The organism is Hydrogenophaga sp. (assembly GCF_018780385.1).
GTDB lineage: Bacteria > Pseudomonadota > Gammaproteobacteria > Burkholderiales > Burkholderiaceae_C > Hydrogenophaga.
This window is the reverse complement of the sequence record NZ_JADMJO010000062.1, coordinates 1-15956: the sequence shown is the minus strand read 5'-3', so window position 1 is coordinate 15956 and position 15956 is coordinate 1. Positions and strand designations below refer to the sequence as shown.

The 15956-nt window shown below is 65.6% G+C and carries 14 protein-coding genes and 1 pseudogene; 4 read left to right on the top strand and 11 right to left on the bottom strand.

Annotated features, from left to right (window positions below; translation table 11 throughout):
* Window positions 1–1763: methylmalonyl-CoA mutase (gene scpA / locus IV113_RS18305; protein ID WP_291087885.1), on the bottom strand; the 1763-nt coding region annotated here is incomplete at its 3' end.
* 95 nt (window positions 1764–1858) lie between these two features.
* Between scpA and IV113_RS18300 the strand changes: the two genes are divergently transcribed.
* On the top strand, window positions 1859–2494 hold the full coding sequence (locus IV113_RS18300) for a GntR family transcriptional regulator (RefSeq protein WP_291087882.1): 636 nt from the start codon (window positions 1859–1861) through the stop codon (window positions 2492–2494).
* A gap of 16 nt (window positions 2495–2510) precedes the next feature.
* Here IV113_RS18300 and dusA read toward each other — a convergent pair whose 3' ends face one another.
* From dusA to phaC, 5 genes are all read right to left on the bottom strand, one after another.
* Window positions 2511–3539 carry a tRNA dihydrouridine(20/20a) synthase DusA gene (dusA, locus tag IV113_RS18295; RefSeq protein WP_291087879.1) on the bottom strand — a complete coding sequence of 343 codons (1029 nt, stop codon included), beginning with the start codon at window positions 3537–3539 and terminating at the stop codon, window positions 2511–2513.
* Window positions 3540–3592: 53 nt separating this feature from the next.
* The gene (locus tag IV113_RS18290; RefSeq protein ID WP_291087876.1) at window positions 3593–4798 is read right to left on the bottom strand and encodes an HD domain-containing phosphohydrolase; all 1206 of its coding nucleotides are present in this window, start codon (window positions 4796–4798) and stop codon (window positions 3593–3595) included.
* A 106-nt stretch (window positions 4799–4904) separates the two neighbouring features.
* The gene (phbB, locus tag IV113_RS18285) at window positions 4905–5642 is read right to left on the bottom strand and encodes an acetoacetyl-CoA reductase (protein ID WP_291087873.1); all 738 of its coding nucleotides are present in this window, start codon (window positions 5640–5642) and stop codon (window positions 4905–4907) included.
* An 81-nt stretch (window positions 5643–5723) separates the two neighbouring features.
* On the bottom strand, window positions 5724–6902 hold the full coding sequence (locus tag IV113_RS18280) for an acetyl-CoA C-acetyltransferase (RefSeq protein WP_291087870.1): 1179 nt from the start codon (window positions 6900–6902) through the stop codon (window positions 5724–5726).
* Between the two features lie 108 nt (window positions 6903–7010).
* Window positions 7011–8633 (bottom strand): class I poly(R)-hydroxyalkanoic acid synthase, encoded by a 1623-nt coding sequence (gene phaC, locus IV113_RS18275; protein ID WP_291087891.1) that lies wholly within the window; start codon window positions 8631–8633, stop codon window positions 7011–7013.
* 376 nt (window positions 8634–9009) lie between these two features.
* Here phaC and IV113_RS18270 point away from each other — a divergent pair, with 376 nt between their 5' ends.
* Window positions 9010–9339 (top strand): hypothetical protein, encoded by a 330-nt coding sequence (locus tag IV113_RS18270; RefSeq protein WP_291087889.1) that lies wholly within the window; start codon window positions 9010–9012, stop codon window positions 9337–9339.
* On the opposite strand, the gene pgeF is transcribed toward IV113_RS18270, so the two are convergent.
* The 5 genes from pgeF to IV113_RS18245 all read right to left on the bottom strand — a co-directional run bounded on the left by pgeF (window position 9259) and on the right by IV113_RS18245 (window position 13631).
* Window positions 9259–10029 (bottom strand): peptidoglycan editing factor PgeF, encoded by a 771-nt coding sequence (pgeF, locus tag IV113_RS18265; protein ID WP_291087867.1) that lies wholly within the window; start codon window positions 10027–10029, stop codon window positions 9259–9261. The two genes, IV113_RS18270 and pgeF, sit on opposite strands and share 81 nt — an antisense overlap.
* Window positions 10029–10670 (bottom strand): maleylacetoacetate isomerase, encoded by a 642-nt coding sequence (maiA, locus tag IV113_RS18260; RefSeq protein ID WP_291087864.1) that lies wholly within the window; start codon window positions 10668–10670, stop codon window positions 10029–10031. Before maiA ends, pgeF begins: the two co-directional genes overlap by 1 nt.
* Window positions 10671–10773: 103 nt before the next feature.
* Entirely contained in the window at window positions 10774–11880 is a 1107-nt protein-coding gene (locus tag IV113_RS18255; RefSeq protein WP_291087862.1) for an alkene reductase, read from the bottom strand.
* Between the two features lie 95 nt (window positions 11881–11975).
* Entirely contained in the window at window positions 11976–12884 is a 909-nt protein-coding gene (locus IV113_RS18250; protein WP_291087859.1) for a ribose-phosphate diphosphokinase, read from the bottom strand.
* Between the two features lie 27 nt (window positions 12885–12911).
* Window positions 12912–13631 (bottom strand): GntR family transcriptional regulator, encoded by a 720-nt coding sequence (locus tag IV113_RS18245; protein WP_291087856.1) that lies wholly within the window; start codon window positions 13629–13631, stop codon window positions 12912–12914.
* A 66-nt stretch (window positions 13632–13697) separates the two neighbouring features.
* Between IV113_RS18245 and IV113_RS18240 the strand changes: the two genes are divergently transcribed.
* Both IV113_RS18240 and IV113_RS18235 read left to right on the top strand, forming a co-directional pair.
* Window positions 13698–15074, top strand: a complete 1377-nt coding sequence (locus IV113_RS18240) for a Rieske 2Fe-2S domain-containing protein (RefSeq protein ID WP_291087854.1) — start codon at window positions 13698–13700, stop codon at window positions 15072–15074.
* Window positions 15071–15956 (top strand): annotated as a pseudogene (locus tag IV113_RS18235) (glutamine synthetase); the annotation flags it as partial. The gene IV113_RS18240 and the pseudogene IV113_RS18235, both read left to right, overlap by 4 nt.

Below are 15956 nucleotides of genomic sequence, written 5' to 3'. Positions count from 1 at the left end.
CGGCGGCCCTGCTCATCGGCAAACGTGTTGATCTCGGTCTTGAGGGCGTCCCAGCCCTCGGCAGAATCGTAGGCAGCTGCATACACACCGGTCACCTTTTGCGTATCGGCGCGGTGGCGCCCGAAAACCTTTTCCAGCGCATCGCTCACCTCGCCCACCGTGGCGCGCAGGCGCATCGCCTTGATGGTCAGATCGAGCAGGTTGCCCTCGCCACTCTCGGCGGCGGCCGTCAGCGCATCGAGCGCAACCTGCACCTGGGCCGCATCGCGCGTGGCCTTGATCTTCTGGAGCCGCTCGATCTGCCCATCGCGCACGGCCACGTTGTCGATGTCGCGCGATTCGATCGCATCTTCAGTCTTGAGCTTGTACTTGTTGACGCCGACGATCACGTCCTTGCCCGAGTCGATGCGCGCCTGCTTTTCCGCAGCCGCCGCTTCGATCTTCAGCTTGGCCCAGCCGCTGTCCACCGCCTTGGTCATGCCCCCCATGGCCTGCACTTCTTCGATGATGGCCCAGGCCTTGTCGGCCATCTCCTGCGTGAGGCTTTCCATCATGTAGCTGCCGGCCCAGGGGTCGACCACGTTGGTGATGTGCGTCTCTTCCTGAATGATCAGCTGCGTGTTGCGCGCGATGCGTGCGCTGAATTCGGTGGGCAGCGCGATGGCTTCGTCGAAGCTGTTGGTGTGCAGGCTCTGCGTGCCGCCGAACACCGCCGCCATGGCCTCCACCGTGGTGCGCACCACGTTGTTGTACGGGTCCTGCTCGGTCAGGCTCCAGCCCGAGGTCTGGCAGTGGGTGCGCAGCATCAGGCTCTTGGGGTTCTTCGCGTTGAAGCCTTTCATGATGCGCGTCCAGAGCAGGCGCGCTGCGCGCATCTTGGCGATCTCCAGGTAGAAGTTCATGCCGATCGCCCAGAAGAAACTCAGGCGACCGGCGAACTCGTCCACGTCCATGCCCTTGGCGATCGCGGTCTTCACGTACTCCTGGCCATCGGCCAGCGTGAAGGCCAGCTCCAGCGCCTGGTTGGCGCCGGCTTCCTGCATGTGGTACCCGCTGATGCTGATCGAGTTGAACTTCGGCATGTGCTGGGCCGTGTACTCGATGATGTCGCCGATGATCTTCATCGACGGCTCGGGCGGGTAGATGTAGGTGTTGCGAACCATGAACTCCTTCAGGATGTCATTCTGGATCGTTCCGCTCAACTGGTCTTGCCCCACGCCCTGCTCTTCGGCCGCCACCACATAGCCCGCGAGCACCGGCAGCACCGCGCCGTTCATGGTCATGGAGACCGACACCTTGTCCAGCGGGATCTGGTCGAACAGCACCTTCATGTCTTCCACGCTGTCGATGGCCACGCCGGCCTTGCCCACGTCGCCGGTCACGCGCGGGTGGTCGCTGTCGTAGCCCCGGTGGGTGGCGAGGTCGAACGCCACCGACACGCCCTGCCCGCCCGCGGCCAGGGCCTTGCGGTAGAAGGCGTTGCTTTCCTCAGCGGTCGAGAACCCGGCGTACTGGCGGATCGTCCACGGCCGCACCGCGTACATGGTGGCCTGCGGCCCGCGAATGAACGGCTCGAAGCCCGGCAAGGTGTTGGTGTGCTGCAGGCCCGCTGTGTCTTCGGCGGTGTAGAGCGGCTTGACGCGGATGCCATCGGGCGTCATCCAGTCGAGCGCCCCGAGGTCGCCACCGGGTGCCGACTTCTGGGCAGCCTTGGCCCAGGCTTCAAGAGAGGTGGGAGCGAATTCGGGCGTTTTGGAGCTCATGGCGGGCAGTGATTGGAAAGACTCGGAACGGGCTGGATTTTATATCATTCATAATTATTGATGCAGAATATTCCTTGCGACTTACAATCCTGCCCATGTCCGCCCTGTCCCTTGCACCCCGCGCCCTCTACGAAGAAGTAGCCGAACTGCTGCGCCAGCGCATCTTCAAGCGCGAGCTGGAGCCCGGCAGCTGGATCGACGAACTCAAGCTGGCCGAGGAATACGGCATCAGCCGCACGCCCCTGCGCGAAGCGCTCAAGGTGCTGGCCGCGGAAGGCCTGGTGACGATGAAGGTGCGGCGCGGCGCCTACGTGACCGAAGTGTCCGAGAAAGACCTGGCCGACGTCTACCACCTGCTCGCCTTGCTCGAATCCGACGCGGCCGGTGTGGTGGCGCAACAGGCCACCGATGCCGAACTGGTCGAGCTGCAAACCTTGCACGACGCGCTGGAAGCGGCCGTGGGCGAGCGCGACCGCTTCTTCGCGCTCAACGAGCAATTTCACATGCGGGTGCTGGAACTGGCCCGCAACCGCTGGCGCGAGCAGATGGTGGCCGACCTGCGCAAGGTGATGAAACTCAACCGCCACAACTCGCTGCTCAAGACCGGTCGAATCGAAGAGTCGCTCGCCGAGCACCGCGCCATCGTGGCGGCGCTGGCGCAGCGCAATGCATCTTTGGCCGTGCAGCGCATGCGTGAGCATTTCCAGAGCGGCCTGGAAGCCGCGGCCTGAGCGCCCTCAGCGACCGTCAGGCCACCGAGGCGGGCGCCGTCAGGGATTCGGCTTCAATGCTCTCCTGGGCCATGGCCCAGACCTCGCGCGGGGGCAACGGCTTCAGGCGGTGGTCGCTCCAGATCTGGCGCCAGCGCCGCGCGCCGCGCAGGCCGTGGCGCAAGCCCAGCATGTGGCGCGCAATCGCATACCAGGGGCAGCCGTCTTCCACAAACGCGCGCTCCATGTAGGCCACCATCTGCTCTTCCACCGCTTCGCGCGTGAGCGTGCTCGGTGCCGCGCCGAAAAAGGTCTCGTCCCACGAGGTGAGCTGCCAAGGGTTGTGGTACGCCTCACGCCCCACCATCACGCCGTCCACGTGCTGCAGGTGCTCGGCAATCTGGGCGCTGGTGGTGATGCCGCCGTTGATGCCGATGGTGAGCGTCGGGAAGTCGCGTTTGAGGCGGTAAGCCAGCTCGTAGCGCAGCGGCGGCACTTCGCGGTTTTCTTTGGGCGAGAGCCCGTCCAGCCAGGCATTGCGCGCGTGCACCATGAACACGCTGCAGCCTGCTTCGCTCACCGTGCCGACGAAGTCGCGCACGAAGTCGTAGCTCTCCACGCGGTCGATGCCGATGCGGTGTTTCACCGTGACCGGGATCGACACCGCGTCCACCATGGCCTTCACACCATCGGCCACGGTTTGCGGCTCGGCCATGAGGCAGGCACCGAAGGCACCGCGCTGCACGCGGTCACTGGGGCAGCCGCAGTTGAGGTTGATCTCATCAAAGCCCCACTCTTCGCCCAGACGTGCGGCCATGGCCAGCTCGGCCGCGTCGCTACCGCCAAGCTGCAGGGCCACGGGGTGCTCTTCGGCGTTGAAACGCAGGTGGCGCTGCACACTGCCATGCGCCAGCGCGCCGGTGGTCACCATCTCGGTGTAGAGCAGGGTCTGCCTGGTCAGCAGCCGATGCAGGTAACGGCAGTGCCGGTCGGTCCAGTCCATCATCGGCGCCACCGAGAGGCGCCATGGGTTGGGTTGGGGAGGGTGGAGGCTGTCTTCAATCATCGGGGGAATGGCTCACGGGCACAGCCCGAGACTGTACCGCGACGGCTTGTCGTTCACAGTCGGGCGAGCAGTTTGGCCACACTCACCACCACCTTCACATCGCCGGGCGCCAGGCTCGCCTTGACTTCAAAGGCGGGGTCCGTGGTGTCGCGCAAGGCGGGCTCGCCCAGCGGCAGGCCCTGTCGGCCGACGATGGCGAACACCGCTGGCGCGTTGGCTTTGGCGCCGCGCCGCGCCACCACCGCGACCTCACCGCTGGCCAGGCGCACATAGCTGCCGGGTGGGTAAAAACCGATGTTCTTGATGAAAAGCCCGCCCAGGGGATCGGGAGTGAGGTCAGGCCCCAGGTACAGCTCGCGCGCAACCTGCTGCGAGAGCAGCCCGCCACGGCTCTTGCGTGGGCTGATGGAGGCGACGTACACATCGGCCATCTGCAGCAAATGCTGTAGGGCTCCACTGACCCGCTTGCCTGCCGGGTAGCCCTGGCCATCAGGGCGCTCGTGCTGGTCTTCAACCAGTTGCAGCCATGTTGCATCTTTCACGCCGAGCTGGCGCAACACGTCTGCGCTGCGCTGCGGATGCTCTCGCACGGTCGTGCGCTGCTGCTCCGACAGCGGCCCCGCCTGGCGGGCCATGTCGTCGTGGGCGCGGGTCATGCCGATGTTCATCGTCAAGGCCGCGCGCAACAGCGTCAGTTGATCGGATTCCGCCATACCGGCCGACGGCCCCACCAAGGCGCAAAGGCCGGCCGTGAGCAGCGCATGCGTGGCGCTGTAGTGCATGCGTGGATCGAACAGCAGTTGCACCAACACCAGCAGGCTGTCGTCCGGGTGCTCGCGCCAGAGTTTTTCGGTCCGCGCCTGCAACCGGTCCAGACGCTCCATGAACTGGCTGGCCTCGGCGCCCTGGTGCAACAAGGTGGTGAGCGCGGCGTGAATGTCCGGCCAGGCTTCTGTCGAGGTGAGATCGTCGCGAACCTCGGGTTTGTTCTGCACCGGCGCCATGGCGTCGAGCCCGGCGATGCGGCTGAGCGACTCGTTGCTGCGCACCATGCGGTCCAGCGCTGCGGTGTAGCTGTAGCTCACGGCTTGCCAGTCGGCAGCCAGCACCATGGGCGAATGCAGCATGAGGTGGCCGCGGTGTTGCTCGGACGTGATGGGCTCGCCCTTGCGCAGCAACAGCACGCCCTTGGGGTCCCAGATGTTCACGGGCACGGGCTGGTTGAGCGCCAGGGACTCCAGGGGAAGCGGCTTGTACATGCTGGCAATGTATACGCAGTCGAAGAATGTGAGTCACCGGAAAAGCACGAGCAAACGCCCACAAAAAACCCCGCCGCAGCGGGGTTTGTCTCCTGCACGGGCGCGTTCAGCCCATGTGGAGGCCGCCGTTCACGGAGAAGTCTGCGCCAGTGGCGTAGCCACCGTCTTCGCTGGCCAACCAGGCAATGATGGATGCGATCTCGCCGGGTTCACCCAGGCGCTTCACGGGCACGGTGGCCACAATCTTCTCCAGCACGTCGGGGCGGATCGCCTTGACCATGTCGGTGCCGATGTAGCCCGGGCTCACGGTGTTGACCGTCACGCCCTTGTTGGCCAGCTCTTGCGCCAGCGCCATCGAGAAGCCGTGCATGCCGGCTTTGGCGGCCGAGTAGTTGGTCTGGCCAGCCTGGCCTTTTTCACCGTTGACCGACGAGATGTTGATGATGCGGCCCCAGCCTTTTTCCACCATGTCGGCCACGACCTGTTTGGTCACGTTGAACATGGAGTTGAGGTTGGTCTCGATGACGGCGTCCCAGTCTTCGCGTGACATCTTGAGGAACATGCGGTCGCGCGTGATGCCGGCGTTGTTCACCAGTACATCAATGGTGCCGTGCTCGGCCTTGGTCTTGGTGAAGGCTTCCACGGTGGATGCCCATTCGCCCACGTTGCCGACCGAGGCGTAGAACGTGAAGCCCAGCGCTTTTTGCTCGTCCAGCCATTTGGTGAAGTCGCGCGTGGGGCCGCAGCCGGCGATGACCTTGAAGCCTTCCTTGTGCATGCGCTGGCAGATGGCGGTTCCGATGCCACCCATGCCACCGGTGACGTAGGCTACTTTTTGACTCATTGTGTGTACTCCTCTGGTTTGTGTTTGTTGGGTTGCAGGGCGCTCAAAGCCCGGCAACAGGTTTTTGAATCTACCGGCAAATCAGCGTTCGACCGCGAGGGAAACCCCCATGCCACCACCGATACACAACGCAGCCACGCCCTTTTTGGCGTCGCGGCGAATCATCTCGTGCAGCAGCGTGACCAGGATGCGGCAACCGGACGCACCAATGGGGTGACCGATCGCGATCGCGCCGCCGTTGACGTTCACGCGCGCCGGGTCGATGTCCAGCGCCTTGTTGACCGCGCAGGCTTGTGCGGCAAAGGCTTCGTTGAGTTCGAACAGATCCACGTCTGACGCTTTCCAGCCCGCGCGGGCCAGCGCCTTCTGGGTAGCGGGCACCGGGCCCATGCCCATGGTGGCCGGGTCCAGGCCGCTGGTGCCGAAGGCAGCGATGCGTGCCAACGGCTTCAGGCCCAGTGCAGCGGCCTTCTTCGCCGACATCACCATCACGGCGGCAGCGCCGTCGTTCAGACCCGAGGCGTTGCCTGCCGTCACGGAGCCGGCCTTGTCGAATGCGGGACGCAGCCCGGCCAACGCTTCGGCGTTGGTCTTCTTGTTGATGAATTCGTCGGCGTCGAACACAACCGGATCGCCCTTGCGCTGCGGAATGCTCACGCCCACGATCTCGTCCTTGAACTTGCCGGCGTCTTGCGCCGCGCTGGCCTTCTGCTGGCTGCCCAGGGCGAGCGCGTCCTGCGCGTCGCGGCTGATGCTGTGCGCCTTGGCCACGTTCTCGGCGGTGATGCCCATGTGGTACTGGTTGTACACATCCCACAGGCCGTCGACGATCATGGTGTCGGTCATCTTCCAGTCGCCCATGCGCTGGCCGTCGCGGCTGCCGTTGAGCACGTGCGGCGAGGCGCTCATGTTCTCCTGGCCACCGGCGATCACGATCTCGCTGTCACCCCAGGCCACGGCCTGGGCGGCCAGCATCACGGCCTTCAGGCCGGAGCCGCACACGGCGTTGATGGTCAGCGCCGGCGTTTCCTTGGCCACACCGGCCTTCATCATGGCCTGGCGGGCCGGGTTCTGGCCCACGCCTGCGGCCAGCACCTGGCCCATGATCACTTCACCGATCACGTCGGCGGGCAGGCCGGTGCGCTCCAGCATCGCCTTGATGACAATGCTGCCGAGTTCGGTGGCGGGGGTCTTGGCGAGCGAGCCACCAAACTTGCCGACGGCGGTGCGGGCGGCTGAAACGATGACGATGTCTTCCATGGGTCTTCCTCTTTGGTTTGCAATTTGGTCCGTTCACCCTGAGCTTGTCGAAGGGTTTGCAACGGTGTTGGCGAGGGCTTCGACAGGCTCAGCCCGAACGGGGTTTCTTCAGGCCTTGGCTTTCACATAGCGCCCAGGTGCGGGCTCGATGGCGGTGTAGCTCTTCCCCTTGCCGTAGGTCTTGGGCGCAGCAATTTGCTTGCCAGCCTGTGGCTTGAGCCAGGCGGCCCAGTCGGTCCACCAGCTGCCCGGTTGTTCATCGGCGCTGGTGATCCACTCGTTCACGTCCTTCGGAAACTTGGTGGCCGAGCCGATCCAGTGGCTGCGCTTCTTCTTGCTCGCGGGGTTGATCACGCCGGCGATGTGGCCCGAGGCGCCCATGACGAAACGCTTCTTGCCCGGGAACACCTGCGTGCTCGCGTAGGCACCGCCGATGGGCACGATGTGGTCCTCGCGCGAGCCATAGATGTAAACCGGCAGCTTGACCTGGCGGAAGTCGATCTTCTCGCCACACACCGTCATCTTGCCGGGCTTGACGAGATTGTTCTCCAGGTACATCTGGCGCAGGTAACGCGTGTAGTACGGGCCGGGCAGGTTGGTGCTGTCGGAGTTCCAGTACAGCAGGTCGAACGGCGGCGGCGTCTCGCCCTTGAGGTAGTTGCCCACCACGTAGTTCCACACCAGGTCGTTCGGGCGCAGGAAACTGAAGGTGGTGGCCAGGTCGCGCCCGGGCATGAGACCACCGTCGGCAAACTGCATTTCGCGGTACTTGACGAAGTTCTCGTCGATGAACACGTCAAGGATGCCGGTGTCGGTGAAATCGAGCAGCGTGGTGAGGAAGGTAGCGCAATTCACCGGCTCTTCGCCGCGCGCAGCCAGCACCGCCAGCGCCGTGCCCAGCATGGTGCCGCCCACGCAGAAGCCCAGTGCGTTGATGGTCTCGGCACCGGTGATGTCCTGCGTGACGCCAATGGCCTTGATCACCGCGTCTTCGATGTACTGGTCCCAGGTGGCCTTGGCCAGCGAATCGTCGGGGTTGCGCCAGCTCACCACGAAGGTGCGGTGGCCCTGTTCCACGCAATATCGGATCAGCGAGTTCTCGGGTTGCAGGTCGAGGATGTAGAACTTGTTGATGCAGGGCGGTACCAGCAGGAATGGCCGCTCGTACACCTTGGCCGTGAGCGCCTTGTATTCGATCAACTGGAACAGCTCGTTCTCGAACACCACCGCGCCTTCGGTCGTGGCCACGTTCTTGCCTACCTCGAACACGCTCTCGTCCGTCATGGACACATGGCCCTGCTTCATGTCGTGCAGCAGGTTGGCCATGCCCTTGGCGATGCTCTCGCCCTGGGTGTCGATGGCTTTCTTTTGCGCTTCGGCGTTGAAGGCCAGGAAGTTGCTGGGCGCGCTGGCGTCGATCCACTGCTGCACCGCGAAACGCACCCGGGTGCGCGTCTTGGCATCGCCCTGCACCGCATCGGCCAAGGCCATGAGGGTGCGCGCGTTGAGCAGGTAGGCGGCGGCGGAAAACGCCGCCATCGGGTTGCTGGCCCAGGCGTCGGAGGCGAAACGGCGATCGCCTTCTGGCTTGACGGCGGGGCCCTGGTTCCACAAACCGGTCACGTCCTTCAGGTACTGGTTCTGAATTTCGAGCAGTTTTGCCGGGTCAAAACTCACCTGCTGGCCCGAGGCGTTCTTGAACATGTCACCCATGCCGGGCATGGCAGGCATCATGGGCATCGCGGGCATGCCGGGGAAGGCCGCGCCGGCCGTGGGCATGGCCATGCCGAAAGGATTGGCCGCGCCGGCTTGCGGCATGAAAGCCTTGAAAGCGGCGAAGGGGTCGGTCGCACCAGGCTGGGCACCTGCCGCCGCCCCCGGAAAGGCCTTTGCCACCTGGGTCCATTGCTGAATGAGGTTTTGCTGGAACGCGTTGGCGGTCTCCAGCCAGTCGGTGGGTGGGGTTTTGCCCGATGTCATGCTGTCTCCTGTGTCTTTGTGTGCGGCTTATCATCCCCGCGCTGGGGAAGAAGTTCCGGGTTTTCCCCAGTATCTGCATGGCAGCTTCCAGCAGACTGACATGGTTTCCCGGCCTGCAAGGATCGCTGTGTACCTGGTCGTGATTGGTTGGATGTATGTTGTTCTGATGATGTCGGTGGCCGAGGCGACCAACACCACAGGCTCTGTCCTCGGAGCCATTGTGACCTTTTTTCTTTACGGTCTGCTGCCCGTGATACTGGTGGTTTACCTGATGAGGACGCCCGCGCGGCGCAAGGAGATCAAGGCCCGCGAAGCCGCCGAACACCAGGCGCAGATGGCGCGTCTGGCGGCCAACGCCGAGCCTGAGGCGACGCCCTCAATCGATCCAGATGCAGGCGGCCATGCGACCGGTGCTGCCGAGGATGGTGGCGTCGCGCCGGTGCGAAAAGAAGTGTGAGGTCTGTGTCACGGTGCACCACGGCGGCGATCCGTCGTTGCCGTGCACGTTGGTGATGCCCACCGCCTGAAGCCGCAAGCGTGCCAGGGCTTGCAGATCGGCCAGGAACTTGCCCTTGCCGAGCGGCCAGAAATGCGCTGCGGCTTCGTGGTCGAGCGTCACAAATGCCTCGCACACCTCGGCGCCGACTTCAAACGCTTTCGGCCCGATGCAGGGACCGAGCCACGCGATGATTTCGCCCTCGCCCGCGGCATTGTGCAAGGCGCGCGCGGTGACCTCGATCACGCCGTCGGCCAGTCCGCGCCAGCCCGCGTGCGCCGCGGCCACCGCGGTGCCCGAGGCGTGCGCAAACAGCACCGGCAGGCAATCCGCCACCATGATCGTGGCGGCCACGCCCGGGCCTTGAACCATGCAGGCATCGGCCACTGCACCGTCGAGCATGTCGGGCATGAGCCGCACGATCTGCGTGCCATGCACCTGCTGCAAAAACACCGGCCGCGCGGGTGAGGTGAGCGCCGCGAGCCGCTCGCGGTTGCCCGCCACGGCCAGCGGCTCGTCGCGCACGTGGTCGCCGAGGTTGAAGCTGTCGAACGGCGCCACCGACACGCCGCCCACCCGCGTGGTGAACAGTGCCCGCACACCGGGTGGTGCGGGCCAGTCGGGAACGATGGCGTCCGCAGCCGGCAACATCAGGCTTCGGCGTCCGGGCAGGCCGAGGGCTGCGCCTTCTGGAACGCGGGGTGCTTCATGCAGGCGTCAAACGCGGCCATGGTGCGCGGCAGACCCGAGAAGTCGACGTTGAAACGCTGGCCGTTGAAGATCTGCGGCACCAGACAGCAGTCGGCCAGGGTGGGGGTGTCGCCATGGCAATAGGTGCTGGGGGCCTGCAACGCGAGTTGACGCTCGAAAGACTCCAGCCCACTGCGCACCCAGTGGCGGTACCAGGTGTTCTTGGGTTCCTCCTCGACCTTGAGTTCCTTCGTGAGGTACTTGAGCACACGCAGGTTGTTGATGGGGTGGATCTCGCAGGCAACGATCTGCGCCAGCGCCCGCACCCGCGCGCGGTCCAGCGCGTCGGCCGGCAGCAGGGCCGGCTGGGCTTGCACTTCGTCGAGGTACTCGATGATGGCCATCGACTGCGTCAGCCGCGTTCCGTCATCCAGTTCCAGAACCGGCACCAGACCTTCGACCGAGATGTCGCCAAATGCCGGCAGCTTGTGATCGCCACGCGCGATGTGCACCGGCACGTACTCATAGGGGATGCCCTTGAGCGCGAGCGCGATGCGCACGCGAAACGAGGCCGAGGAGCGGAAGTAGTTGTAGAGCTTCATGGGTACCAAGGATACGGCAGGCTCGGGCGTCAAACGCAGGAAGGGCCTGCGCACCCTTTGGTGAACAGGCCCTTCTTCAGGCTGCGCAATGTGACTACGGGCTTCAGGCAGCTTGCAGTGCCGGGTAGTCGGTGTAACCCTTGGCGCCACCGCCGTAGAACGTCTTGTTGTCGGGTTGGTTGAACGGACCGCCCTGCTGGAGGCGCGCCACCAGGTCGGGATTGGCGATGTAGGTCTTGCCGAAAGCCACCAGATCGGCACCGTCTTGCACCGCCTGCTCGGCCATCGGCAGGTCATAGCCGTTGTTGACCATCCAGGCCGCCTTGCCGCCGGCCGCATGGTAGGTCGCGCGCAGGGCGGCGTAGTCGAACGGGCGGTCGGTCAGCACCCGTGGGCCACCGGTGGCGCCTTCGATGAAGTGCACATAGGCCAGGTCGAGCTTCGCCAGTTCGTTCATCACGTGCGTGAACAGCGGCTGCGGATCGGCGTCGATCACGTCGTTGGCCGGGGTCACGGGCGACAGGCGAATGCCGGTGCGGCCCGCGCCGATGGCGCTGGTGACTGCCTGCACCACTTCCACCAGCAGGCGGGCACGGTTCTCGATGCTGCCACCGTAAGCGTCGGTGCGCTGATTGCTGCCGGTCTTCAGAAACTGGTCGATCAGGTAGCCGTTGGCCGCGTGGATCTCCACGCCGTCAAAGCCAGCCTCGATGGCCGCCAGCGCTGCCTTGCGGTAGTCCTCCACGATGCCGGGCAGTTCGCCGAGGTCCAGCGCACGCGGCTCGGAGGTCTCGACGAAAACAGGCGCGCCATCCTTGAGCAGCACGGTCTTGGTCTTGGCCACGATGGCCGAGGGCGCCACCGGTGCACCGCCGTCGGGCTGCAGTTCGGTGTGCGACACACGGCCCACATGCCAGAGCTGGGTCACGATCTTGCCGCCGGTGGCGTGCACGGCCGCGGTCACGCGCTTCCAGCCTTCAATCTGCTCGGGCGCGTACAGCCCGGGCACATCGGCATAGCCCTGGCCCTGGTGGCTGATGGCGGTGGCTTCGGTGATGAGCAGGCCGGCGCTGGCGCGCTGCTGGTAATAGGTGGCCATGAGCGGCGTGGGCACGGCGTCGGGCGCGCGGTTGCGCGTTAGCGGCGCCATGACGATGCGGTTGGCGAGCGACAGGGTGCCGACGGTTATGGGTTCGAACAGTGAGGCCATGGTGAGGGTTCCAGATGCAGGATGACGCGCGGCCCGGCGGCCGCCAATGAAAAGCGGCTGTCAGGCCGCTCGGGATGGCGTTGATTCTGCGTGGCTCACCCGATCCCGATGTCCAGCCCCTGCAATGACCTCACCACCTCAGGGACGATGCTCACCGCATTTGACGGATGCGAAATGCAGTCGGTGCTCCAGATTTCTCCCACGCCCGAACCGCGCACCAGTTGCACCGCGCCCTGGGCAAACAGCGCGTGCGTCACCGCCACGTCCACCGAGGCCGCGCCCGCGGCACGCAGCTTCACCGCCGCGCGCGCCAACGTGTGGCCAGAGCTCGCCACATCGTCCATCAGCACCACGGCGCGGCCCGCCACCGGCAACCCGGGCAACTCGATGTCCACGTCGCGGTCGCCATGGCGCGTCTTGCGGCACACCGCATGGTCCCAGCCGTGGCGCTTGGCGGCCAGCGCCACCCACTGCATGGCTTCTTCATCCGGGCCCATCAGCAGTGGCTGCCGTCGTTGTGATGCGATGTGGTCCGCCAGCAGCGGCGCGCCGCTGAGCGCGATTGCATCCTTCACCGGCATGGCTTCATGCAGCGTGGCCACCCGGTGCAGGTGCGGGTCCATGGTGATGATGGCGTCGAAAAGGCCGGCCAGAAAACCACCCACGATGCGCTGGCTGATCGCTTCGCCCGGGTTGAACGCGATGTCCTGCCGCATGTAGGCCAGGTACGGCGAGACCAGCGTGAGGTGCCTGGCCCCCAGCGTGCGCGCGGTCTGGGCGGCCAGCAAGACCTCCACCAGCTTTTCATTGGGTTGCTGCAGGCCGCGCCAGAGCACGACGCGCGCGGGCAAATCGGCGGGCAAGCGCAAACGCATCTCTCCGTCGGGGAAACGGTGGCGCTCGATCACCGCCAGCGAGTACCCGGCCGCCTCGGCGGCGGCGCGGGCAATGCCTTCTTCGTCTTCAAAGCACAGCAGCGTGCCCTGGCCGTTGGTGTTGTTCATGCCCGGCACGATACACCGGGCGCGACGTCATCCCACGACCAAGCGCATGACCGGCATGACCCGCTCGGACTCCGCGCGCCGCTCCAGCGCCAGGCGCATGTTCATCTGCGCCACCTCGGTGTGCTCCACCGCCAGCGCCTGCGCGCGCGCGCCCTCGCCGTGTTGCAACGCATCGAACAGCATGTGGTGCTGGCGGTGGGCGTAGAGCATCCAGTCGCGGTCGAGCGCCACCGTGCCCTGCATGGGCAGCATGGCCGAGGCCGGTGCAAATGGCAGCTTGTCGTTGAGCGCCACGGCGCGCTGCAGGGCGCGGTTGCCGCAGGCTTCGAGCAGCAGCGCGTGGAATCGGTCGTTCATCACCGCATACGCTGCGTAGCTCTCGATGGTCAGCGGGTTGTCCGCCAGCAGCCGGTCGCCCTCCATAAGGCAGGCCTGCAACTGTCCCTGCAGCTGGCGCGGCAATCCGTGCTCGGCCACGAGCCGCGCGGCCATGCCCTCGAGGTGGCCACGCACCGCGATGGCGTCGCGCACTTCCTGCGCGGTGAACTGGCGCACCAGGTACTTGCCGGTGTCGTTGGCCTCGACCAGGCCCTCTTGCTCCAGCGTGACCAGCGCAGCGCGCACCGGGGTGCGTGACGCGCCCAGCCGCTCGGCCAGTTGCTGCTCGGCCAGGCGCTGCCCGGGCTCGAACTGACCGCTCAGGATCAGGTCGCGCAGTTGCATCAAAACAGTGTCTTGCAGGCTCATGGCGCAAACTGTACACTGAAATAATAAAACGGGATACCGTTTAAAACACCACCGACCGGAGCCTCCATGAAAGCCGAACTCAACCAGCGCCTGACCCAGGTCGGGCCCCGCACCCCCGGTGGAGAACTGCTGCGCCGCTACTGGCAGCCGGTGGCGCTGCTGGACGAATTCGACCCCGCACTGGACCCGCACATGGCCGTGCGCGCGGTCAAACCCGTGCGCGTGCTCGGGCAGGACTTCGTGCTGTTCCGCGACGCACAGGGCAGCTACGGCCTGCTCGACCGCGACTGCCCACACCGCGGCGCCGACCTCGCCTTTGGCCGCAATGAAGGCGACGGCCTGCGCTGCCCGTTCCACGGCTGGAAGTTCGACACCACCGGCCAGTGCATCGAGACACCCGCCGAGCCCGCGGGCAGCACGCTGTGCACGCGCATCAAACAGCGCAGCTACCCGCTGGTGGAAAAGAGCGGCGTGCTGTTCGGCTGGTTCGGGCCTGAAGACCAGAACCCGCCGCCCTTCCCCGCCCTGGACTGCTTCTCCGCGCCCGCCTCGCACACCTTCGCATTCAAGGGCCTGTGGAACTGCAACTGGCTGCAAGCCTTCGAGGTCGGCATCGATCCGGCACACGCCTCGTATCTGCACCGTTTTTTCAACGACGCATCGCTGGACGACAGCTACGGCAAACAGTTCCGCGGCGCCAGCGCCGGTGACGTGGGCGGCGAGCGCTGGCCCATGACGCGCGTGATGCGCGAATTCGGCCAGCCATTGATTTCATTCGAGGCCAAACCCCACGGCCTGCAGCTCACCGCGCTGCGCCCCATGACGGACGAACTCACCCATGTGCGCGTGACCAACGCCGTGTTTCCGCAAACCTTTGTGATCCCGCTCTCCGAGACAATGACCATCACGCAGATGCATGTGCCGGTGGACGACACGCACAACCACTGGTTCGCCTTCTTCACCAGCTTCACCGGCCCGGTGGACAAGGAAGCCATGCGTGCCCCGCGCCTGGCCGCAGTCACCCTGCCCGACTATCGTCCAAAGACCGGTCGCCACAACAACTGGGGCTTCAACCCCGAAGAACAGCAGACGCGCACCTACCTGGGCATGGGCGAAGACGACATCAACGTGCACGACCAGTGGGCCTGCGAGAGCATGGGCGCCATCCAGGACCGCACACGCGAACACCTGGGTACAACAGACAAAGTGATCATGGCGAACCGGCGCATGCTGCAGCAGGCCATCGATACGGTGGAACAAGGAGGCATTGCGCCCGGCATTGCCGACCCTGCCCTGCACATCCAGATCAGCGGCCCCGACACGGTGGACGGCATTGCGCCCGCGCAGGGCTGGCAAGACTGGTGGCAGGACTCGGTGCGCGCCAGGCGTGAAGGCGCGCCGTGGCGCCACGCTCCCTCCAAAGTAGCGGCGGGCGTGAAATGACCCACTTCGCCGAACGCTGCGGCATCCACTCCGCCGCGCGCGAAGCCGCCTGTGTGCGTCTGGTCAAACGCATCGAAACCAGCGGCGTCGAGCTCGTGCGCATGGGCTGGTGCGACACCCACGGCATGCTGCGCGGCAAGACCCTCACCGCCACCGCGGCCATGCGCGCACTGCGGGACGGCGTGGGCATGGTGGGCACGTTGATGCTCAAGGACACGGCCGATCGCACCGCGTGGAAAGTGTTCGAGCCCGGCGGCACCACCGACCTGCCCGGCTTTGCCGGCGCGGCCAACCTCATGTTGCTGCCCGATCCCGAAAGCTTCACCGAGCTGCCATGGGCGCCCCACACCGGCTGGCTGCGCTGCCAGCCCTGGTTTGCCGACGGCACCGCCGTGCCGCTGGACACACGACGCGTGCTGCAGACCGCGCTGGCACGCCTGGGCGAGGCCGGCCATGGCCTGAAGACCGGGCTGGAGGTCGAGTTTCACATCTACCGCATCACCGACACCCGGCCTCAGCTCGACCCCGAGCTCGCCGGGTGGCCCGGCCTGCCGCCCACGGTGGAGATGATTCACCCCGGCTACTACCTGCAGGCCGAGGCCATGATGGACATGGCCGACGAACCGCTGCGCATCGTGCAGCGCACCGCTCAGGCGCTGGGCCTGCCGCTGCAATCGCTGGAAATCGAACTCGGCCCGAGCCAGGTGGAAGCGGTGTTCGACGCCACCGACGCACTCACCGCCGCCGACCAGATGGTGCTGTTCCGCAATGGCGTGCGCCAGGCGCTGCGTCGCGCGGGCTACCACGCCACCTTCATGTGCCGCCCACCGTTCCCGCACATCATGTCCAGCGGCTGGCACCTGCACCAGTCGCTGGTGGACC